At 37.7% G+C, this 23,818-nt stretch carries 16 protein-coding genes and 1 pseudogene; 13 read left to right on the plus strand and 4 right to left on the minus strand.

Annotated elements, in window-relative coordinates; genetic code table 11:
* Nucleotides 1-76 precede the first annotated feature (76 nt).
* Nucleotides 77-1,286: pseudogene (locus BMW37_RS13445) on the plus strand (IS256 family transposase).
* Nucleotides 1,287-1,591: 305 nt separating this feature from the next.
* Here BMW37_RS13445 and BMW37_RS13455 read toward each other — a convergent pair.
* From BMW37_RS13455 to BMW37_RS13470, 4 genes are read right to left on the minus strand one after another with little or no spacing between them, the layout of a single operon-like run.
* Entirely contained in the window at nt 1,592-2,644 is a 1,053-nt protein-coding gene (locus tag BMW37_RS13455) for a DUF6708 domain-containing protein (RefSeq protein ID WP_093322172.1), read from the minus strand.
* 13 nt (nt 2,645-2,657) lie between these two features.
* Complete coding sequence (locus BMW37_RS13460; RefSeq protein ID WP_093322175.1) at nt 2,658-3,677, minus strand: hypothetical protein; 1,020 nt, start codon at nt 3,675-3,677, stop codon at nt 2,658-2,660.
* Nucleotides 3,678-3,860, minus strand: coding sequence for a hypothetical protein (locus BMW37_RS13465; protein ID WP_093322178.1), 183 nt, complete (start codon nt 3,858-3,860; stop codon nt 3,678-3,680).
* 32 nt (nt 3,861-3,892) lie between these two features.
* A complete protein-coding gene (locus tag BMW37_RS13470) occupies nt 3,893-4,186 on the minus strand; it encodes a hypothetical protein (RefSeq protein WP_093322180.1) in 294 nt (97 codons plus the stop codon).
* Nucleotides 4,187-5,845: 1,659 nt separating this feature from the next.
* Here BMW37_RS13470 and tssB point away from each other — a divergent pair.
* The 12 genes from tssB to BMW37_RS13530 all read left to right on the plus strand — a co-directional run.
* Nucleotides 5,846-6,343, plus strand: coding sequence for a type VI secretion system contractile sheath small subunit (gene tssB / locus BMW37_RS13475; RefSeq protein ID WP_093322183.1), 498 nt, complete (start codon nt 5,846-5,848; stop codon nt 6,341-6,343).
* A 46-nt stretch (nt 6,344-6,389) separates the two neighbouring features.
* Nucleotides 6,390-7,931 (plus strand): type VI secretion system contractile sheath large subunit, encoded by a 1,542-nt coding sequence (gene tssC / locus BMW37_RS13480; RefSeq protein ID WP_093322185.1) that lies wholly within the window; start codon nt 6,390-6,392, stop codon nt 7,929-7,931.
* A 111-nt stretch (nt 7,932-8,042) separates the two neighbouring features.
* Nucleotides 8,043-9,419 (plus strand): type VI secretion system baseplate subunit TssK, encoded by a 1,377-nt coding sequence (gene tssK, locus BMW37_RS13485; protein ID WP_093322188.1) that lies wholly within the window; start codon nt 8,043-8,045, stop codon nt 9,417-9,419.
* Nucleotides 9,412-10,443: a type VI secretion system protein TssL, short form gene (gene tssL / locus BMW37_RS13490; protein ID WP_093322190.1), complete on the plus strand. Its 1,032-nt coding sequence runs from the start codon at nt 9,412-9,414 to the stop codon at nt 10,441-10,443. Before tssK ends, tssL begins: the two co-directional genes overlap by 8 nt.
* Entirely contained in the window at nt 10,436-12,232 is a 1,797-nt protein-coding gene (locus BMW37_RS13495) for an OmpA family protein (protein ID WP_093322192.1), read from the plus strand. Before tssL ends, BMW37_RS13495 begins: the two co-directional genes overlap by 8 nt.
* Nucleotides 12,233-12,349: 117 nt before the next feature.
* Entirely contained in the window at nt 12,350-12,841 is a 492-nt protein-coding gene (locus BMW37_RS13500) for an Hcp family type VI secretion system effector (protein ID WP_093322194.1), read from the plus strand.
* A gap of 218 nt (nt 12,842-13,059) precedes the next feature.
* Nucleotides 13,060-15,759 carry a type VI secretion system ATPase TssH gene (tssH, locus tag BMW37_RS13505; RefSeq protein WP_093322197.1) on the plus strand — a complete coding sequence of 900 codons (2,700 nt, stop codon included), beginning with the start codon at nt 13,060-13,062 and terminating at the stop codon, nt 15,757-15,759.
* A 338-nt stretch (nt 15,760-16,097) separates the two neighbouring features.
* Complete coding sequence (locus BMW37_RS13510) at nt 16,098-17,186, plus strand: hypothetical protein (protein ID WP_143047663.1); 1,089 nt, start codon at nt 16,098-16,100, stop codon at nt 17,184-17,186.
* Between the two features lie 60 nt (nt 17,187-17,246).
* Nucleotides 17,247-19,751, plus strand: a complete 2,505-nt coding sequence (locus BMW37_RS13515; protein ID WP_093322202.1) for a type VI secretion system Vgr family protein — start codon at nt 17,247-17,249, stop codon at nt 19,749-19,751.
* Nucleotides 19,752-19,766: 15 nt separating this feature from the next.
* On the plus strand, nt 19,767-20,597 hold the full coding sequence (locus BMW37_RS13520) for a hypothetical protein (protein WP_093322204.1): 831 nt from the start codon (nt 19,767-19,769) through the stop codon (nt 20,595-20,597).
* Nucleotides 20,598-20,611: 14 nt separating this feature from the next.
* Nucleotides 20,612-23,194: a T6SS effector BTH_I2691 family protein gene (locus BMW37_RS13525; protein ID WP_093322206.1), complete on the plus strand. Its 2,583-nt coding sequence runs from the start codon at nt 20,612-20,614 to the stop codon at nt 23,192-23,194.
* A gap of 19 nt (nt 23,195-23,213) precedes the next feature.
* Nucleotides 23,214-23,818 (plus strand): DUF6708 domain-containing protein (locus tag BMW37_RS13530; protein WP_342721725.1); only part of this gene is annotated, 605 nt, incomplete at its 3' end.

Consider the following 23,818-nt stretch of genomic DNA (forward strand, 5'->3'; position numbering starts at 1 on the left):
GAGGCTGTAATTTAAATTGTGTATTTGCCCATTTTTGATATATTTATTTTAAACATTAAAAATAGGCAGGTACCTAATGGACGAAAAACAATTGAAAGCCTTAGCAACTGAATTTGCTAAAAATATCAAAACTGAAGCTGATCTAAACCAATTTTCAAGAATGATGAAGAAAATTGTTGTTGAAACCGCTTTGAACGCAGAACTCACCGAACATCTTGGGCATGAAAAAAATCAATCTAAACAGAGTTCTAATACCCGAAATGGTTATACCTCTAAAACTGTTTTAACTGATGACGGTGAGTTTGAAATTCATACACCCAGAGATAGAGAAGGTACATTCGAGCCTCAATTAATTAAAAAAAAATCAAACACGTATTACCCAGATGGATAGTCAAATCCTCTCTTTATATGCTAAAGGATTAACGACACGAGATATTGTTGAAACCTTCAAAGAAATGTATGATGCGGATGTATCACCCACATTAATTTCCAAAGTGACTGATGCTGTTAAAGAGCAAGTGCTAGAGTGGCAAAATAGGCCTCTAGAATCTATCTACCCCATTGTTTATTTAGATTGTATCGTCGTCAAAGTCCGTAAGAATGGCTCAGTCATTAATCAATCCATTTTTTTAGCTCTAGGTGTGAATACTGAAGGTAAAAAAAAATTACTTGGCATGTGGCTTGCTGACAACGAAGGCGCTAAATTTTGGTTAAGTGTCCTCACAGAACTTAAAAATAGAGGCGTTAAGGATATTCTTATTGCTTGTATTGATGGATTAAAAGGCTTTCCTGAAGCGATTAATAGTGTTTATCCGGAGACTTATATTCAATTGTGTATCATTCACATGGTAAGAAATAGCCTTAAATATGTTGCTTGGAAAGATTATAAAGCAGTTACAACTTCTTTAAAACAGGTTTATCAAGCAGTCAGTGAATCGGCAGCATTATCCGCTTTAGAGGCTTTTGCAGAAGAGTGGGATGGAAAATATCCGCAAATTAGTAAAAGTTGGCGGTCTCATTGGGAAAATCTTAATACTTTTTTCAATTACCCGGAAGACATTAGAAAAGCTATCTATACAACAAATGCAATTGAATCCTTGAATAGTGTCATACGTCATGCTATCAAAAAGCGTAAAGTATTTCCTAACGAAGATTCGGTTAAAAAAGTGGTTTATCTAGCCATTGAAGCAGCCTCTAAAAAATGGACTATGCCAATACGAAATTGGAAGCAGGCAATGAGTAGATTTATGATAGAATTTGGTGATCGTTTGACAGATCACCTTTAAATGAAAATGGCAAATACACAGAATTATTTACAGGGTCTCTTCGACAGGACTCAGGCACTTTCTAGTGATAATGAAATATTTCATGGTCATGTCAGGGATCTCCAATCATTTCGTCAAAATTGTTCCTTTGAATTTTACGGTAAATTTACTCATTTGTCTGTCCTTATTATGATTAAGTTATCAGTGGATAGGTAGTATGACATAGGGGGACTTGATAAGAGTTCACTTAGTTTGATGATTACTTGAAAACTTTGTTTTTGACCCTTAAAAATATTTATTTACATTACTACGAACCTCAAAGATTACTAATCCTCCTTTTCACGCATATCTATTGAGTCTCTTAACATCATTAACCACTCTTTATATTCAGGTAATGTTAAATAAAATATTGCGTAACGAAGTAGTTTTAACCCTTTTGGGTTAGTCTTTGAAGATAAATTAATTGAAGTATCATGATCAATTTCACATAGAGCTTCTATCTCTGCGGGCCAAGTAGGAATACGGCAGGTATAGACACTGATTGTACGTAAAATAAACATTAAAGGTAAAAACATAATAGGGATTAATATTCCGATAGGGTAATACCATGGACGAAACTCTGTAAAAAACATGCGCATGCAGACCAAAAAACGCCAGTATGCATTTTCTCTTTTTTTATCAATTGGGTAACAAAAGTAGACTTGTTTACTGAGTAATGCGAGATTATCACCTTGCATATACTCGACGATAAACCGCCATTTTGCCATGATAGGCCCATAAAACATCATTCCATGTTCATGAAGGAGCGGAGTTCTTGATTCAGCAGGTAATAAAAACCTTTCAATCATTTTTCCATTTTCAGGATCAATAATACATGCACTGAGATAATCTACACCTTTATCACAATAAGGAGTAAAAAATAACTCAGCCCAAGGCACTGTAACATGCGTACCATTTAAACGGGTAAAATGAACACATTGAGCTTTACGATTAAAACGAATGGGGTAATGAGTCTTTGCAAATATAAAGTATCGTAGACCATAAATTCCAAATCCAAGCGAAATAAAAAAAGCTATAACAACAAGAATTAATAACATAAAGTCAGAGGTGGTTTTCGATTTATCCGAAGAAAGGATGTAAACAGAAAAACTGAGCATCGCTATGGAAAAAAACAAAAAAAATAATCCTAAAAAAGTTGCAAGACATCTATTAAACACGTAATTTGCATCAAAAATTTCCATATAAGTTGAATTAAATCGGATAATCATATTTTCTTGGTTAGTTGGGATTTCTTTATTACGTAGTGTATCCAGGGGGTCTAACCTAAGCTTGATTTCATTTTCTGTAGGTAGGCGATTTATTTTATGAGTCAATAACATAATATTAGTCCAATTAATTTTTAGTAGCTTTAGGTGGGAGTTGATTAGTAACTATTTGCAAGGCTTCCGCTTCTATCTTGAAAGTAGGATACATCTCCACCTTATTATGGATAATACCGAAAAAACACCGCTCTAACCATTTTTGAATATCATTCTGAGCAAAAAAAAGAAAATATATCCCAGCTGCTACCATCAATAAACTTCCAACAACGATTAAGATTGTTCCAGCCACTGCACCGACAAAGGCTGCACCAGCAACTAAAGTTCCTCCAACAGCGGAAAGAAAATAAACAATTGCTTGTGATTGGTATCCATCTTTAATTGAGTTTAAAGCTTGATATATATCAGCAATTGCAATGATCACAGCTCCAATGACACCGACCACCTTAAAAGAGGAGTACAAAACACTGTCACCATTAACTATTATTCGCTTGAACAAATTCAGTTTTTTTATGTCTGTTGACACGTATGAGGTGCGAACAAAAGACTCTAAAGCTCCGATGGCCGAACCAAATAAAATCATGGTATTTCCGGCAGTACGTGCATAGTATTCAGGATTTTTTTGGCTTGCATTATTCAAAAGAACACCTAGCATAACAATTTGAACAATCACAGAGCCCACGCCTGCTACTGAGTTTGCATGGGAAGGTAAATTATCACCTAGCTTACCATAAGTATCATGAGAAGGTAACATTTTTGCTTTCATGTTATCTGCAAAATCTGCCAGTTGTGTGCGCCAAGGTGATAGTTGTTTTATTTTTAAAATTTCCCCATCGGTTAATTTATCAACATAAACTTTATTTGACACTGCTTTACCTTCACTATGATTACCGTAACTTGCATCTAAAGCGACTTTTGCTGATAAATCAATTTCCATCAAATATCGCAGGGGTTTAGGCGTATCATCTACAGCCCCAATCATCATTAATTGTTGTATTTTTTTGTTAACTTGGGACTTCAGTTCAGATTGTGAGAGTGATTTCTCTGTGACTGGGTTATTAATCAATAATTGTTCAGTAACGTGTCTCATCATTTAGCGGCTTGAGATGACATCTTCTTTAATAATTAATGCTCTCCCTTGCAAGCCAGTCATCCAAATTAATAATCTTGGTGCAAGTTGACTGGTTGATTGCAAGGTCTGATTCATATAGGTCACCATTCTGCCTGCGTTAATAGCAAAGAATTTATTGATACTATAAAGCGCAAGCCCTTTCATCTTAATTCCATGGGCACCTTTATTTACTAATTTTAAGTCATCAAAATCCGCTTTAAAAGTATCAGCTTTGGAAGTATTTTAATATTTTTCATAACTATTCCAGCTATCTTGTGTAATTTGCAAGACCATTTCACTACTAGGTTTTCACTATGAAATATATCAACAGAATACTCTAAATTTTTTTCTAAACTATCTTTGAGTTGTTGGATAGTTTCAGGGGAAGCCCTCAATGCTTCCTGATATGCAATCTCCCCTAAAAAAAGCTCACGTGCAGGTACCTCCACCATTTCAACTGATGCCGATATAAGTAACTTATCTGGAATCATTTATTTCTTTTGTAATAATTAACGCAACGTTTATGTAATAGAATTGTTGTTTTTTCAAATTTACAGATTATTTCAGCTAGATGGCAGTGCAAGGAATCGTCTGTTGTATTTGATGATATATTTCTATTGGGAGAAAATATTAGCTTACAGTTGTTGATATGTTGGTAATATTTTGGATGAAGTGAAGTAAGCTATCTATGAGTTATCAAAGATATTTTTAGTGAAATGAAAATACATTAATAATTACATTAATTGTTAATCTGCACTATATGGGAAAAATGTAATTAATCATTAAGATCAGTTGATTAAATTATGTAATTAATTTTTAAAATATAATTTATGTTAATCCACTAATCTCTAGCGACCTAATATTAACAATGAGTTAATCACATCAAGTTACAATAAGTTACTTTAAATCATATGACACGTAAATATAACGTTGATACTATTTGCAAAAAATTTACGGAGGTCAAACTAATAGTGCGACTAAGTGCGGTAGCTTGGTTAATGATTATGCTCAGGCAAGTAGTAATAGTTCAAAAATAAGTTCATTAAATATAGTGATTTATTGTAGGTTTGCTAAGCAGTTTTGTTAGTTAATTAGTGTTAAGCTTAATAATAACAGTTGTTGCTTAGTTAATTTGTCTAGCTGGTCTCTAATGTATTGCTATATAAATTTAATTTCTATTATGTGATTTGCTTCATACTAAATAAATGCTCATATTTAGGTTTACCTGAGTTAGCTCAATATAATTTACCTAAACAAATACGAGTAAGTTTCAAGTTTTACCATTTATCTAGTTCGAATGCTTCATCCTACCTTCCATGATTCAACGCCAATATCAGTAAGAAAAATAAGAATTATGGGTGATCTAGCTAAATAGCCTACCTAAAACTGCAAAGGTCTAGGAACCTGATGAAGTTGATTATGTACAGCAAGGATTAAAGCTAAATAAGCCGAAATGTAAAAAGAAATGACATGAAAAGTCAAATCTCATCGCAAATCACTTTCTTCATAGAGTTTTGCACTGAAATTTCGAAGGATATTATTTCAAAAATTCTAATTTGACATAGCTTTAGATGAGCAGGGCACTGGATTAATTTTAATATTCTCTAAGCGTAAATGGATATGCTATCTCGTCATAAAAGTCACTGATAAACGTTTCAAAAAAATCGAATAATAAAGTGCTTAAAATATTTAAGAACCAAACAAAAATGAGGTAATTACTAAAAAAATAGACTGATATAGGGCTTAATATTTAAGTTCACTATGAGTATGAGTATGTTCACATGCATAAAGTTCCTGGGGCTGATTTTATAATGATTACCATGTATTCGGCATTGAACCATGCTAATACCTGCATACTATTTTCATTAAGTAAGAGTAGTGTTTGGTATTTATAACTATCTAGTAATACAACAAGTATCAAAAAAATATTTTAATCTGAGTTAAAAAAATAAAATGTAAAAACATTATAATTGATTGATGTTAAAGGTTTTATTTGGATTGTGGGTGCGGTGTGTTGGCAAGTAAAATGATTTTTACACTTGATTAAAACTATTATTAATAATCGATGTATTTAAACACAAGGTAGATACAAGTTTATCTTATCCAATTAAATTTGTATTTGCTAATTCTATAAAAAAGGAGCCATTAAAATGTCCGATAGCTTTCAAAATGAAATTCCATCAGCTCGCGTTAATATAAAACTTGATTTACATACTGGAGGGGCTCAGAAAAAAGTAGAGTTGCCTCTTAAGCTCTTAGCAATGGGGGATTACAGTAACGGCCAAGAAAATAGGCCTGTAGCTGAAAGAGAAAAAATTTCAGTAAACAAAAATAACTTCAATCAGGTATTGGCGGAATTTAATCCTAAAATCAATATTACTGTTGAAGATACACTTGCAGGGGATCAATCTGAACGCAATGTAAAATTAGATTTCAAAGATATTAAAGATTTAGAGCCTGAAAATGTTGCAAAGCAAATTCCTCAACTAAGGGCGCTTTTATCAATGCGTAACTTACTGCGAGACCTCAAATCAAATCTGTTAGATAACGTAACCTTTAGAAAAGAGCTTGAAAAAATACTAAAAGATGATTCCTTGAGTGCTGAATTACGTAAAGAGCTAGAGCTCTTAGCACCAAAAGAAATTTAATTAAAATATTAGCGACTTATGTTTAATCAATCTAGGAATCACCATTATGCAAAAAAATTCATCACAATCTGATAGCGAAGTCATATTAACTGACGCTGTTGAATCTCAATCAAGTGTTTACGCTTCTCTTTTTGAAAAAATTAATCTTAATCCAGTTGATAAAATGGTCAATATCGACACATTCCAGGACGCAGAAGTGCTTTCTGATGCAACGGCTGATGAACGTGTGACAGCCGCTGTTAGTGTATTTTTAAACCTATTAAAACAATCTTCTGAAAAAGTCGAAAAACTCGATAAAAATTTATTAGATCATCATATTGCTGTATTAGACAATCAAATCAGCCGTCAACTTGATGCTATTATGCATCATGAAGAGTTTCAAAAAGTTGAAAGTATGTGGCGTGGCTTAAAATTTTTGGTTGATCGCACCGACTTTAGGAAGAATGTTAAAATTGAAATCCTTGATGTGAGTAAAGACGACTTGCGTCAAGATTTTGAAGATGCACCAGAAGTTATTCAAACTGGTTTTTATCGTCAAACATATATTGAAGAGTACGATACGCCAGGTGGTGAGCCAATTGGATCGGTCATTGCCAACTATGAGTTTGATCGCAGTCCACAAGATATCGCATTATTACGTAATATATCAAAAGTTTCAGCTTCAGCACACATGCCCTTTATTGCTTCCGTAGGACCTGCATTTTTTGGTAAAAAGACAATGGAAGAAGTAGCAGGCATCAAAGATATTGCCAACTATTTTGATCGTGCAGAATACATTAAATGGAAATCTTTCAGAGATACAGATGATTCACGATACATTGGTTTAACGCTTCCTCGTGTGCTAGCACGCTTACCGTATGGTCCAGATACAGTACCCGTCAGAAACTTTAACTATGTTGAAGAAGTCAAAGGTCCTGATCATGACCGTTATTTATGGGCAAATGCATCATATGCATTTGCTGCTAACATGGTCAGGAGTTTTATCAATAACGGCTGGTGTGTCCAAATTCGAGGTCCGCAAGCTGGTGGCGCAGTGAAAGATTTACCTATTCATTTATACGATTTAGGTACTGGTAATCAAGTTAAAATACCATCTGAGGTAATGATCCCAGAGACTCGTGAATTTGAATTTGCTAATCTTGGTTTTATTCCATTGTCTTACTATAAAAACCGTGATTATGCGTGTTTCTTCTCTGCAAACTCAGCGCAAAAACCCGCGCTGTATGAGACAAAAGAAGCGACAGCAAACAGCCGCATCAATTCACGCCTACCATATATCTTCCTTTTATCGCGCATAGCCCATTACCTTAAGCTAATTCAACGTGAAAACATTGGTACCACCAAAGATCGCCGAGTGTTAGAACTGGAATTGAACAATTGGATTCGTGGGTTAGTTACTGAAATGACCGATCCAGCAGATGATTTGCAAGCTTCTCATCCTTTACGTGATGCCAAAGTAATCGTTGAAGATATTGAAGATAATCCAGGTTTTTTCCGTGTGAAACTATTTGCTGTGCCGCATTTTCAAGTAGAAGGTTTAGATGTCAACTTGTCGTTAGTCTCACAAATGCCTAAAGCTAAAGCGTAATATGTTTCGCTAGGCCCTGTCTCAGGTAAGTGCAATCGTGGTCTCGTATTTTCAGAGGGGACGATTGCACAATTAATCAATTTATTTTGCAATCACTAGGTAATTGAAGTAATGAAGATATATCGTCCATTGTGGAACGAAGGGGCTTTTCTTTCCCCACAACAATTTCAACAGCAGTCACGCTGGGAAGCCTATACTAATGATCGCATAGCACGTCTGTACACTGCACATCCATGGGGTGTTGTAGAAGCGCAATTTGACAATGATGCCCTCACGATTGGGCGAGTTCATTGTCAACAATTGATTTTACGGTTGCCAGATGGAACTATGATTGATACTGATTTAGCCGATGACTTACCGCCAACGAGGGATATTCATGAATATGATGTAGGTACGCGACAAGCGCTGACGATTTATTTGTCGTTGCCGTTGTTGCATGCTAATGGTGAAAATGTGCATTTAGATCGCAGCGAATCAGAATCGAGTTCTAGGTTAGATAAACAGCGTCCTAGACGATTTAAACAAGCTTGGATTGCTGTACAAGACTTATTAGGAAGCGAAACTGAGTCGCTTTCAGTTGAGCGGCATCACTTGTCATTACGCTTTGACGGAGAAGAACATGCGGCATATGTGAGTTGCCCAATTGGCCGTTTAGTGCGAGATGGACAAGGACCGTGGTATTATGCTTCTGACTTTATTCCTCCATTAATGGCATTTTCAGCAAGCAAATTGCTCTGTGATCAGTTAGCTCAATTGGTCACCCAGTTAAGTGCGAAGCGGGCACGTTTAATGAATATGCGTCGCGAGAGTAATGAGCGTATGGCCGATTTTGCGGTGGCAGATGTCTCGCTTTTTTGGTTATTGAATGCCTTAAATACCCATCAAAGTGTTTTGACTGATTTTGTGGCGAATCCAACAGTCCACCCTGAATTGATTTATCGAGAATTAGCCCGCCTTGCGGGTGCGCTGCTCACTTTCTCTTTAACACATGAAATCGATTCTATTCCTACTTATCAACATGAATCACCTGAAGCTGTTTTTTTTCCATTGTTTGCTCTTATTCGTGAATTACTTGATGCGAGCTTACCGTCTCGGGTTATTGCTCTAGAAATGGAACGTATTACTCCAAATCAATGGAGAGTTCCATTACACGATGACCGCTTAAAAACAGCGGCCGATTTTTATCTCTCTGTTCGTTCTACTTTACCTGCACATCAGCTGATGAGTTTGTTTCCTCAATTGTGTAAAGTGGGTTCTCCCGATGAGGTTAATAATTTAATTAATGTAGCGCTAGTAGGTATTCCGTTAATTGCCTTAACTCATGTACCTGCTGCCATTCCGCTTCGCTTAGAAAATCATTATTTTAGTTTAGACTTGACTCATCCATCAGCGCGGGCAATGATGGATTCAGGCTACTGCGCCTTTTACGTGCCAAGTACGTTGCCTGATATTCAACTAGAATTGTTTGCGGTGCTACGCAATGAATAAAAAAAGGTTACATATGAATTCAGCCTCACTTTCCACACCACTGACAATTGATACCCTATTACGGGACACATTCGTTTCGGTATTACAGCTACGTGCTGGTACCTCAGCGAAGGATGGTTTGAGCCTTTATCAAGCGGCGAAACATCAAATTGAAACGGTACAAAGCACCTTACGTGAGGCACAATACAGTGAGGAAGTGATTGCTGATATTACTTATGCCCAGTGTGCGATTTTGGATGAAGCTGTGATGAATAGGCATTTATTAGATACTAATGATAAAGCTTATCAAACATGGGTGGGAATTCCATTACAAATTCATTTTTTTAATACTTTAGAAGCTGGTGAGGCATTGTACGAACGAATCCAATCAGTCATGGCACAGGTAGCACCCAATCCACTGGTAATCGCCTGTTTTCATCGTGTCTTGTTACTTGGATTTAGTGGGAAATTTGGCGCAAATAGTCAGCATCCTGAGCGTGAGGCGATTGTTCAGCGTTTAGAAAATTTGGTCCAACAGATGGGTCAATTACCGATGCAGTCAGACCAACACGTCTTTCTGGGCGCCCGCAAACGGCATATTTGGCAATTGCCAACACGTAATAGATGGTGGATAGGCCTTGGTTTTCTTACCCTATTTATTTATGGACTTTGGTGGGGATTCGATTACCAGTTAACAGCTCAGCTAGCAAGAGTAATCCCCTCGCAATCGATGATTGAAAAGCAACATCTTGATGTGCCAATTGAAAGTAAAGAGACTGAAACTGCTGTAGTTCCTATCAATAACCATGATGCGAACATAGTTGATAATAAACAAGTCGAAGCGCTTAGTGTATTAGATTCTGACGCCTTGAATAATACAGCGCAAAGTGTAACTCGTTCACAAGAAGCAGCGACTGAGCTTGCACCTAAGATGGAATCAACACAATTATCATCATCTACAAATAACACACTTACACCTCCGGTTGAGAATGAAGCTCCAGCAAGGGTTGTAAAACCAAAACAATCTGAGGTTGACCGTGACTGACCGATTACGATTACTAAGTCAGCTGTTTGGGTGTGTTTTACTAGCCGTATTGATTATAGTTTATATGCCATTGACCTCTGTACTAAGGATAGTCGGCTTAGTGATTGTTTTTTGCATCATGCTGTTACTCGTCTTATGGGGGAGTTATTGGCGTAAATCTCGTTCTAAGCGTATCAGCGGTACACTGTTATTGCCATATTTACCGCCCGCGGGATATCAGCAACCGATTGTTTTTGTCACTGGCGATGGTTTATCGAATTTATTCGGTGATAAAACAGTGATTGAGCAACCTGAAGGATGCTTTATTCGCATAGACGACACGGAATGCTTAACTGACATATTGTGTAATCTTGTAACTGAGCATCCGTTATGGGTATCACAACTGCACCTATTTCATGTATTTATCCCAGAATTTCATACTGATGATGTGTCTTTACGCGTTGGTCTTAAACAGTGGCGTTGGCAACTCACTCGTGTACGAAAGCAACTAGGGTGCTCACCTACTGCAAGTATAGTCAGCTATTTCGCTGATGAGTGGCAAGTAAAATCAACACTTTCTGAAACGAACCTAGTGCGTGAGAATTCAGTTACCTCACCTTGGTTTTGTCAATTTCACGAAAATTCACGATCTCCATTTTCATTAAAAAGTATTGATACCCCTTTTGAAGTTCACACGGCAAGTAAAAACCGGCACAGTTTGGCCGCCTGGGTCAATCAAACCTCTGCATCCTATAACGATACACAACGTTATGCTTATGCGCTTAAGCTTAACGTTGCAAGAGATTTTTTGTACAACGATTTACTTTCTGAATGCTGGCAAGCTGAACGCTTAGCAAAACCGATTGTGCCTTTTTGTATTGTTATTCATTTTGCACCGCTCATTCCAGTTACTGAAAATGTATGGTCTCATTGGCTTGCAGAACGTACCGGATTGCAATCAACTTGGCAAGAGTTTACTAAGACTGCACAGTTACCGCACAATGAAATAACCTTGCCACTTCCAGTACACCTACTTACTAATTTACCAAGACAAAATAGCGTACGCCCCATTGAAAAAACATTTTATAACATGATGTTGGCGGGTATGGTGTTTATTGTATGCGTGCTTATGTTCAGTTATCAAAATAATCAACATTTGGTTAAGGAAATCGGTGAACATCTTGCCGAGTATTACCAAATTGCAATGGGAAATGAACCATCTAAACATGGCGCACGCTTGAAATTAGAAAAGGATGCAAAACGGCTTGAATATTATTATCGTACTGGAGAACCGCCTGAATTTGGCGCAGGCTTATACCAAGGAGCATATCTCTACCCGCATATATTGACCGCGATTGCAACCTATGTCGCTCCTCCTCCACGTATTGAACCTGTTAAGGATGTCTCCAATGATCCTATTAAACAGATCATTCGTTTAGATTCCTTATCTTTATTTGATGTCGGTAAATTTGCATTAAAGCCAGAAGCTACGCCAGGGCTCATTCGTGCTGTTGTAGACATTAAAGCACAACCAGGCTATGTGATCTTAATTACAGGGCATACCGATAACACCGGTAACGAGAAAGACAATGAGTTACTTTCGCTCAAACGGGCGGAAGCTGTTAGAGATTGGATGATGGAAGTGAGTGACCTTCCTATCAATTGTTTTGCGGTACAAGGTTATGGCGCAAGCCAACCAATTACTAGCAATACCACTGAGGCAGGCCGACAGCAAAATCGTCGTGTTGAAATCAGTTTAGTGCCAGAAGTCAGTGCGTGTCAACTCACTGATATGGCGCCCGCCCTTTAGCATCACTAAGGGAACACACACTGAACTCGTCATTATCATGCGAGTATAGTGTTACACCAAACTGATCACGATACCCAAGAGGATCGCGGTCTTCATTTATTAAGAGGACATAACATTATGGCTATTCCAGCGTACCTATGGCTAACAGACGATGGCGGTGCAGATATTAAAGGATCTGTAGATGTTGTCAGCCGTGAAGGCAGCATTGAGATCGTTGCTTTAGAGCATCAATTACATATACCAACCGATAACAACACAGGTAAATTAACGGGCACTCGTGTACATGCGCCTTTAGTGTTTACCAAAGAAGTCGATGCTTCTACACCGTATTTATACAAAGCTGTGACTACTGGGCAAACTTTACAGTCGGCTGAAATTCGTTGGTATAAAATCGATGATGCCGGTCAAGAAGTGGAGTATTTTAATACTAAACTTGAAAACATCAAAGTAGTGCGAGTTGCACCGTTAATGCACGACATCAAAGACCCTGCAAAAGAGAAGCACAACCATTTAGAAATTGTTGAGTTTCGTTATGAAAAAATCATTTGGACTTACAAAGATGGCAACATCATACATTCTGATTCATGGAATGAGCGTTCAACTGCGTAATTTACAGTGAACTTGTTAAGTATCGAAAGTATTACGTACGATTTCCTTAACTACATCACATTGGCGGGCATGCCCGCCAATGTGATTCATTATTACGACAGTGAAAACTATTAAAAGCATTACGCTTAGTATGCGTAATGCTGATAAAACGAGACCTATTTATTTTGAAGATATAGACCTCGCCTTGTGCATTAAATCTATTATGAGAACGAATTTTTATGTCGCATCCATCAGCAACGCATTCCTCTGCAAAACTTCTTCGCCGTTTACATCCTTATTGTGCTAAAGCCTTAGACGCCGCAGCGCAGCTGTGTCAAACTCGAGCTCACGCTGAAATTACCATTGAGCATTGGTTATTAAAATTATTAGAACAAGGGGAAGGAGATATCACCGTGATTGCGCGGCGTTATGAGTGGGACATTGATACGCTTTGGGAAGCGTTACTGGCGTACCTAGGGGAATTACCTCGAAGTATTCAAAGTAAACCCCAATTATCGAATGGCATATTTACTCTATTAAACCGTGCGTGGGTCGAGGCGTCACTTAATGAGGATGCGAGATGGATCCGCTCGGTGCATTTATTGAGCGCCTTAACCGAACATCAAGAACTCCTACATGCTCAAGATGCATGGCCGCTCTTGAGTGTCACGAGTGCCCAGCTAAGCAGATTATTACCTTTATTAGATAACCATTCAGAAGAGGGTGGTGCTCAATTAGAGCAACAACTTGCCGCAGCGAATGGCTCATTAGACAAACAGGCTAATCTTCAAACGAATGAAAATACCCAGACAAACATAGAAAAACCTGCTTCGACGACTGTACAGTCCGCACAACAGACAGCGCAACTTACCTTACTGAATAAATTTACAGAAGACATTACGGCAAAGGCACGTGCAGGCAAAATCGATCCCGTTTTTGGGCGTGATGTTGAGATCCGACAGATGATTGATATTTTATCGCGTCGCCGGAAAAACAATCCTATTTTGGTGGGGGAACCTGGCGTAGGTAAAACAGCTTTGGTGGAAGGCTTAGCACTTAGGATTGCTGAAGGTGATGTCCCCGAAAGCTTAAAACCGGTTGTCATCCGTACCTTGGATTTAGGGCTATTACAAGCTGGTGCAGGCGTTAAAGGGGAATTTGAGCAACGCTTAAAAAATGTCATCGAAGCGGTGCAATATTTTGAACAACATTCTGATTCGCCCATTTTACTGTTTATTGATGAAGCTCACACCATCATTGGTGCCGGTAATCAAGCAGGTAGTGCAGATGCTGCGAACTTATTAAAACCTGCGTTAGCGCGAGGTGAACTGCGGACGATTGCTGCAACAACGTGGTCTGAATACAAACAATATTTTGAGAAAGATGCTGCGCTTGAGCGCCGTTTTCAACCCATCAAAGTAGATGAGCCAGATGATGAAACAGCGGCATTGATGTTACGCGGTTTAAAAGCGCGTTACGCCTCACATCATGGCGTCCATATCACTGATGACGCGGTCAAAGCGGCGGTACAACTTTCAAGGCGTTATATAACAGGTCGCCAATTGCCAGATAAAGCTGTTGATTTGTTGGATACCGCGAGTGCCCGAGTGCGCATGAGTTTAGACACACTGCCGGATACCATATTGCGTAAGCAGGCTGAGCGTCATGCCCTTAACCTTGAACTAGAGGCATTACAGGCGGATATCGCCCATCTGCCTGATACTTCAGATGAGCGTATTGCTGAGATAAATCAGCAATTGATTGAATGCGATGCTGCCTATCAACCATTGTATGACCAATTCCAGACGGAGCATGTACTTGCTAAACAAATTATAGAAGCCCGTATTGCAGGTGAATCTACCGAAACGATAGTAGCACTGATGAAAACATTTCATCAAGTTCAAGGCAAACAACCGCTTATTGCCCTTGATGTCGATGTGCGCAGTGTGGCTACGGTCATTGCCGATTGGACAGGTGTACCGTTAAGTAGTTTGTTAAAAGATGAACAACAACACCTATTGCAACTGGAACAGATGTTAGCTGAGCGTGTCAGAGGGCAATCTACTGCCTTATCAGCGTTAGCCGAGCGATTACGTACTGCTAAAGCGGGCTTAGCCTGTGATCAGGGACCATTGGGTGTATTTTTATTGGTGGGGCCAAGCGGCGTTGGCAAAACTGAAACCGCACATGCGCTTGCAGACCAGTTATTTGGTGGGGAGTCTGCGTTAGTCACCATTAACCTATCTGAATACCAAGAATCACATACGGTTTCTCAGCTCAAAGGATCACCTCCAGGATATGTTGGCTATGGGCAAGGCGGTATTTTGACTGAAGCGGTCCGTAAACGCCCCTATAGTGTTATTTTATTAGATGAGGTCGAAAAAGCGCATCGTGATGTCTTGAATCTTTTTTATCAAGTATTTGACCGCGGCATGATGCGGGATGGCGAAGGGCGTGAAATTGATTTTCGTAATACGGTGATTGTGATGACATCGAACCTTGGCAGTGATGAATTAATGGCTTTGCTTGAGGAAGTGCCTGAGGCAAGTCATGCTCAGCAACAGGAGTTATTGCGCCCGATTTTACGTGAGTATTTTCAACCTGCGTTGTTGGCGCGTTTTCAGACGTTGATTTATACCCCACTTGATGCAAGCGCGATGCGTGAAATTGTCGAACTCAAGCTTGCAGTGGTTAAAGCGCGCCTCAATACCCATTATGGGCTGGCCTTGCAAGTTACCGATGCATTCTATACCTTGTTAGTGAATGCCTGCTTGTTACCTGATACCGGAGCGCGCAATATTGACAGTTTACTTAACCAACAAGTTTTACCTGCGCTTGCCGTGCGATTATTGGGGCAAACAGAGCGGGCTTTATTTGTGGAAAACAAGGTGAAATTTGATTACTCCGATGAGCAAGGCATTGTGATTGATTTTAGGTAATACATTCTCTCTTGATAGTTTGTTTACCCAAGAGATTATTCACGTCATCGTTATTTAATCAATACCTCACAAAATTTATAACATAATTATTTGCTTATCAGATAAATTAGGTTTTAATAAATTTGATAAGTATATCGTGTTAATGAACAGGAAATTTATGTTTCTACATTGAATATCACTTTAGTATCTAAATTATAGTCAGTTATATAGATAAATTTATACACTATAATTTTAGCATATAATCATCAACATTTAACTCAAGATTAAACTAGGAATCTATTATGCATTGGAATATTCCACCGATTCCAAAAGGTAGTCCACCAGTCCCGTACAACGCATTGCGTTGGTTATTATTAATAATAATAGTTGGATCTTCCTCATTTTATTTACTAGCAAAGTTGAAAGATTTCGGTTTTGATACCGAACAAATGCGAATAGCTAAATTAATTCTTATAAGTATATTTTGCTTTGTTTTGTTTTTCACAATTATATTTATAATATCAATAGCAGTGATTAATTTTAATCGTAGATTACAAACCCGAGATTTTAATGACCATCAAGGCTACTGGTCTAAATGGGCTCAACGTAAGCTACCGCTTTTAAGTTTTAGTGCTTATTTACCATCAAATATTGACCAAAACCTAATTAAAAAAATAGCAGGGGTAGAAGTAATTGCAACTGATAAATATGAAATTGACAAACAAGTAGATGAAAAAAACTTAATACATTCAATTGTAAGAAATTTACTGAATGATCAATTTGATATTGTGAATAATCATTTATCTAATAAAAAAATTGATATTTTTTTAAATACTACAAATTATCACTTAACAGCTGATACATTTCAAGCAATCTGGTTAGAATCAGCATTTTCAGCGAACCAATTAGGTGATGTAGTTAAACAGAATAAAAGTATGACTCAATTCTTTACTGAGTTTTATACCAATTCGTCTGAAAAATTCGCACTTATTATTGCTTTAGATAATCTTACAACCGGAGAGTTATACAGTAGTGCGTGGTTAATTCATAACGCTGATTATTTATTAGATAAAAAAATCCCTATCTTAGCTTATTTGCCTCGCTTTATTAGTACTAGCAAAGCTAATTTGTCAAAGAGTATAAAATTATTAAGCAATTATCAAATTTTGGAAAAAAAGATTTCTGATATATGGTTTTCAGGTGTCAATCAAAGTGAACAGCAACAAATCATTAAACAATTATATGAACAAAAATATTACTCAAGTGAAAATGCCGTAAACCAGATAGATTTAAGAGCCTTGGTTGGTGGGGCTATTGATACAAATGATTGGTTTAATTTTACGTGTATTTTGAAATACATGTTGATGCTTTCGAATAAATCTGAATCAACTCAAATTATCATGAAGCAGCAAAATGAATTTATTTTTGGTCTTGTCATGGGAAATTAGTCGACAGCAATAATATCGCATCTAATATCAATCTATTATCTATTGTACAAAAGAGGTCTTATGCAATCTGATCGAATTTTAACTCTGTCAAACAGCTCATCATCAAAAATTACCGATTTTGCTAGGCTTAGTGTTGCACAGCTTGCCAATATTCATCAGCTTTATCAACTGAATGTGCAAAATAATCGAGCACCGTTATCGATACTACAATTCAGTGCAGAAGAAGCATTAAGTACGCCGTATCGGTATATGATTGAATTTACTTCGGTTGAATTAGACATCCAGCCTGAAACAATGCTTAGTTGCGCGGCAACGTTTAATTTCTTTGCCCCATTTGACCGTGATAAAATCGCCTTTAAAAAGCTGGCAGAGCCTGAAGCGCTTGATGCGTTAATGAACACGCCTCTACGTAAAGTGCATGGAGTCATTACAGAATTTGCACGGCTTTCGACGTCAAAAGATGAGAGCCGTTATCGTGTGGTGTTGCAGCCCAATCTCGCTTTATTAGATCGTCAACGCAAATATGCGATTTACCAAGATAAAACGGTGCATCAAGTGGTGGAAGCGGTGCTCCGTGAGCACAACTTTCATGGTGCCTATTTTTGGAACCAATCTATTCATACCTATCCAAAACGCGAGTTTTTTTGCCAGTGGAATGAAACCGATTTACAGTTTATTCAGCGCATTTGTTCAGAAGTGGGGGTTTGGTACCGTTTTGAAATGGATCCTAAGCTGAATCGTGAAGTGATAGTATTTGGTGACGATTCAAGCAAATTAGTCAGGGGCTTAACACTACCGAATGTGCATCCGTCGAACTTAAATGACAACAACACCGAATCGGTATGGGCGCTTAGTGCCATTCATCAAGTTGTGGAAGCGAGCGTCACCACTAAAGATTACAACTATCGTGACCCGAAAAATCCACTGCTCAATACCGAAACAGTGCGGACTGTCATTGACATGAATGAACGTCACCCCGCACCAAGTGCACAAGATATTACCTATGGCGATGCGTATCACTACCAAGATGACTTTTTAACCGAGGGTTCAGGCTTTGAGCCTGACCCTGAAAGCGGTAAATTTTTCGCCAAACTACGTCATGAACGCTATTTAAATGGGCAAACGCGCATTAGGGGGATGAGTACCAGCCAAAGCCTCAAACCTGGTGATATTTTAACTGTACAAGGTGGTGTTACTGCAGTGCCTAAAGCGGTTACGCGAGGGGTGATTATTGTCAGCGTTCAAGTGTCTAATATCAAACGTGATGGCAGTTATGTGATGAGTTTTGAGGGGATCCCATACCGTGAACGTGTTGGCTTTCGCCCTGATTTACTGCCAAAGCCGGTGATAGCAGGCACCATTACAGCCACCGTAGTGCATCGCAATGAAGATGAAACCTATGCATGGCTAGATGAACATGGCCGTTATCATGTTAAATTTAACTTTGATTTAAATGATAGTTGGAAAAAAGGTTACTCAAGCTTACCAGTACGGTTCGCTAAACCCTATGCTGGTGATACGTATGGTTTTCATTTTCCGTTACTAGCGCATACCGAAGTCCAAATAGCGTTTATTAATTCAGATCCCGATCAGCCCTATATCGCGCATGTGATGCACAATCACAACAAGCCCGATCATGTGAATTGGAATAACAACACGCGCAACGTGATCCGCACACCGGCGAATAACAAATTGCGGATGGAAGATCAACGCGGTGAGGAGCACCTTAAACTCAATACAGAATATGGTAAAACGCAGGTTAATCTTGGACATCTTGTCGATAAGCGGCGAAAAAAACGTGGAGAAGGCTTTGAATTGAGGACAGATGAGTGGGGCGCCATTCGTTCGGCAAAAGGGCTTTTGCTGACCACCTCATTACAGGAAAATGCAGAAGGTGATGTATTAGATATTGAAATCATCAAAAAACAACTCACCGATGCACTCGCTTTAGCTGAATCCCTTTCGACAATAGGCGAAAAATCTGAACTTAGCAAACTGGAAGTGGAAAAACAATCTGCATTTTTGGAAAATAATATTATTGACTTAGCTCAGCCTATTATCCTAGCAGGCGGAGTAAATGGTATTGCATTCTCTACACCAAATCATATTCAACAAAGTGCCAATGGCAATTTAATTGCAACGGCTGGGGGGTCTTCTGAGCTTTCCGTACTTGGAAAAATTGCGCTAATGGCGAAAAAAGCAGTTACAATTTTTGCCCATGAAATGGGTATGAAATTAGTTGCAGCAGCAGGTAAAATGCAAATTCAAGCACAGAGTGATGCTATGGAAATAACAGCAGTAAAAGGGATATCTATCACGAGCACAGAAGATGAAATTCTCATCACTGCAAATAAGAAAATTACCTTAATGTGTGGTGGGTCTTATGTGACATTTGAAGAAGGTAAAATTGAGCATGGCACTGATGGAAATTTTCATATAAAAAGCGCAAAAGTCATCAAAGATGGTCCTGGTTCACAGAATTTACCCATGCCTGGATTTACATTATGCGAGCAATTATCGGCTTCATCAGCTAATTCAGGTTCAGCTGCCATGACATTAAGTTAAAAATTAAAGAGCATTATGACGATAACATACTTACCCACCGAGCGCTTAGTTAACCACCGTTTTGTGGTTGTTTCACATGGATTAACTGAATCGATGGCGTTCAAAAATGATGAACCCGCTGTATTACCGCTAGGCGTAAAACAACTGGCTCCCCAAATGCATTTATATCCATATCTGATTGATACTCACCAATTGAGTTATCAAAACAATGAGCGCATGTGGCAAATGCTTAGAGCTTATCCATTAGGAAAGGAAATCCACCCGGAATGCTATTTTTTATTTGATGTACAGGAGAGCTATCCTCTTAACTTAGTCCATGAACGTTTACATCGCTCGTTGTTTTATCCCGCCGTAAGTCCAGAAATGATTTTGCGGTATTATGATCCCCGTGTCATCGTGCCATTTTCAGTAATAGCTGATTTACCTCATCCAAATAGGATTTTTTATCATGAGGTTGCATCAATTACCTATTATTTAGATGGCATATGGAAAACACAATCTTTACCGCAAACACGCACAACAATAATCGACTCTGTACTTAGGCAAGCCTTACCGTTAATTGGTATTATCAATCTTGTATTAGGTAAGTTATACCGAGATGGAATTGAATTTACTCGTGAAGAGGCCTGCTTAACTCTTTTTCAAACCTTAGTATTTGTGATGAGTCGATATGAACTGACTCACCATGAAGATTTGCAGGCGATAGCTTATTACCGCATATGTTATGGAGAATCCATTTTACAGCATCAAATGGTACTAAACTTATTGTCTCATGGAAGAAATGAACCGCGGTATTTTAGTCAACATATTCGACGCATTATTAAAACAATTACGCTCAAGCAATAGAAATGGAACTGATTATGTATAAAAAAAATGGCTGTATATTTTGTCAACGGGAAGGGTTGGCCATATTGCCCGTTCGGCCCAGCATTATTGAAGATGTAATAGATAGTAAATATAAGTGTAAGTTACCAGATACGATAAGCGTGCCAGTTGCTGCTACTAAACAAACTAAATATGTAGGTAGTGAGTTAACGAGTGGTTACTTATACGTTTACAACGAACAAACTGAAGAATGGTTGGATTTTTATGCTACACCGGATGGTTATTATTACCCATTAATTTCGGGTGTTAGTGCGGATGAAGATGTGATGAATGGTGAAGCAAAACCCTGTTCTAGAGAGGCTGAAGAACAAGCTCGTGCGTCTTTTATTACCTTACCCTATTTTAACAATCTTTTTTTTAACAGCGTATTTTGGTTTGCATGGGCTAAAGTAGAATGGACTGATGTAGTCCGTAAGCGGCATGAGTATCCAAATTATCGTAACAAATATATGCAAAGGTTTGACATGAAAAAATGGGTAGCTAATCAAACTGAAGATAATTGTTATTCATTGGAACAATTAAAGGAAACCATTATTCAATATCATAAACCGAAATTAGCTAAAGATAAAAGAGTATATGATTATTTTGATTCAATAAAAACAACTTTGTCCCCGATTGAAAAATTCTTTTTTTTAAAAAAATTGGAAGCTGATGAAAAAAAATATTCAGAGAAGACTGATAAAAATCCAGATGCATTGATCCAAGAAGCTAAAGTTGTGTCAGGCAAAATCAAACCCGTAATCATAGTATTGAATGATCCCGTAGCAATTATGGAAGATATTGGCAAGCTTTGCGATAATATCCCCAAGACGGAAATATACTCTAATCCAGAATATGAACGTGGAATTTGGCTAGACTCGACACTGAACATGGTAAAAGAAAACGTGATTACACAGGAATTTGACTATATGATGGAGCAGATGACATCATCACCGGATATGTCCTTGACAATGCGGTATGTCAGAGAAATAACACAAGAGGAATATGAATATAAAGCTATGAAAGAAGCGCTAACCACTTGGGCGACTTATGAAAAATACATCGATGGTGAGCAACAACAGGCGTTTAATCAGACGGTTAACAAATTAGCTGAAAAACTCGAAAAAGAGGTTATTAACCCCTTAGTTGACTCGTTTAAAGTATTGATATTTCATACACAAACCGTTAATTACTTTACAAGTAATTTTGATGATAATAATATAAAAAGTGGCTCATCATTTTCTCAAATGGTGATCAGCGCATTTTTACCTATGTTAGGATATAAAATTATTCTTGATGAATGTATCGAGATGCTAAAAGTTAAAAAACTAGAGGAGAAACATTATTTTGTCAGGGCGTATTATTTAAACCAGAAATCAATCGAAGATCTTCTAGAAGAAGCATACATTAACGAAAATACAGATGGATTAGTGAGCATCTCGCGTGAGGCACCCGATTATAGTGTGTTACCATGGCAAAATGTAGTCGAAGCAATAGGAAAAGTTAATGTAATTAATCCGGGCATTGTTATTCAGGCTATGGATGAAGTTGCATACGGCTTGAGCGCTCCATTAATGAAATTTTATTCACAACCAACAGTTACTAATATTCCATCTCGTGCAGTCGTATTTGCGAGTGCAATTGCCAGTCAAAAATTAATCCCTATAATTATAGAAGCTAGTTATGATGAACTTCTTGAAATTATTAAGAAAAAAGCACTTCAGATTATTCAAAATGAAGGTAAATATCCGTTAAGTGAAGCTAAAAAAATAGCACGAAAATTTCTTAAAGATAATAACATATCTAAAATAGGTAAGAATGGTCGGGGGATTTTTAAAACCTATCTTTACATAGATCCAGCCATAGAAGAATCCATCAATCATTTGTCTAAAAAACAGCGTTTAGATATATTTCGTGAGTCATTACAATTAACTTCAGAAGAAAATGTAAAAAATCAAAAAAAAATATTTGAATATAAAAATGCGCTATTTGATGTTAAAGTCAACGGCATATCTGCGATTATTCAAGCTGCTATTTTATTTCGTACTGCCGAATCTGCCTTTGCTGTTGATGCGAGCAATGAAACAACTCTTCGTTGGGCCAGTGGTGCCTTTGCTCTTGGTGGTACAATTCTGGCTGGATTTGAAAGTGCGACTAAAACATTTCCAAGCCTTGAAGCAGTTGCAAAAAGATGGTGGATTCAAACCCCGATAATAACAGGCAGAGCATTTATTTTAGTTGCAGGTATAATTTCGGTAGCCTACGATGGAAAACACGCTTTGGCTGAATGGTCAAAAGGTAATAGAGGAGTAAGTATTTTATATGGAATTTCAGCCGCTTCAATGATTGTTTTAACTGTGATGGGAGTATCTGCTAAAGGGCATCCAATTGTTGCAATTATTGCGTTGAGTTCTTATTTTGTTGCACAATTATTAATTGCCACTTTCACTGATAATGAAGTTCAAAAATGGTTGCAACGATGCATGTGGGGTAAACTTTTTGATACGAGTTTAATCCCATTTAATACATTTGAACAAGAACAAGCCGCTTTTAACCAACTTATCGATGAAACTATATAAGATTAAACGAGGAAACTGTATGAGATTAGATGGCTTATGGCCCAAATATAAAGTCAATCGCCCATTAAGTGAGAATGAAAAGGCAGGGAAACTAAATCAATCGAAATGGCAAGATCAACCTTTTAGTGATCTGATAGAAAATGGTTATGATGGTGTAATTCGATTAAATTCTACCTATTTAGAGGTGGTTGATCGGCATTACATTTGGAAAGGGTTTCTTTCAATGGCTTTTCTTGTGTTCTTAGTACCTCCAATAGCGATGATTACTATGGTTGTCTTTATTAAACCACAAATGAATGATTTAGAGGGAATATTGGCTACAATTGTTATGTTGTCACTCTCAATGGGATTGTTAATCGCTGTTATTTATTTGCTTTTAACTGAGTTTTTTAAGTGGACGCACTATCCCATTCGTTTTAATCGAAAAAATCGAAGAGTCTATATTTTTGGCTATGACGGTAAAATTAGAATCGCTGAGTGGGAGAAGCTTTTTTTTACCGTAAGAACTGATATAAAAGATATATTTAAGGATAATTATATCTTTTGCCATGTTTTATCTGATGATGATAGCACAGTGTTATATACGTTTACTTTGCCAATTGAAACCTTTGCTACAAGCTCTTC

Origin of the sequence: Thorsellia anophelis DSM 18579 (assembly GCF_900111395.1) — a bacterium.
Lineage (GTDB): Bacteria > Pseudomonadota > Gammaproteobacteria > Enterobacterales > Thorselliaceae > Thorsellia > Thorsellia anophelis.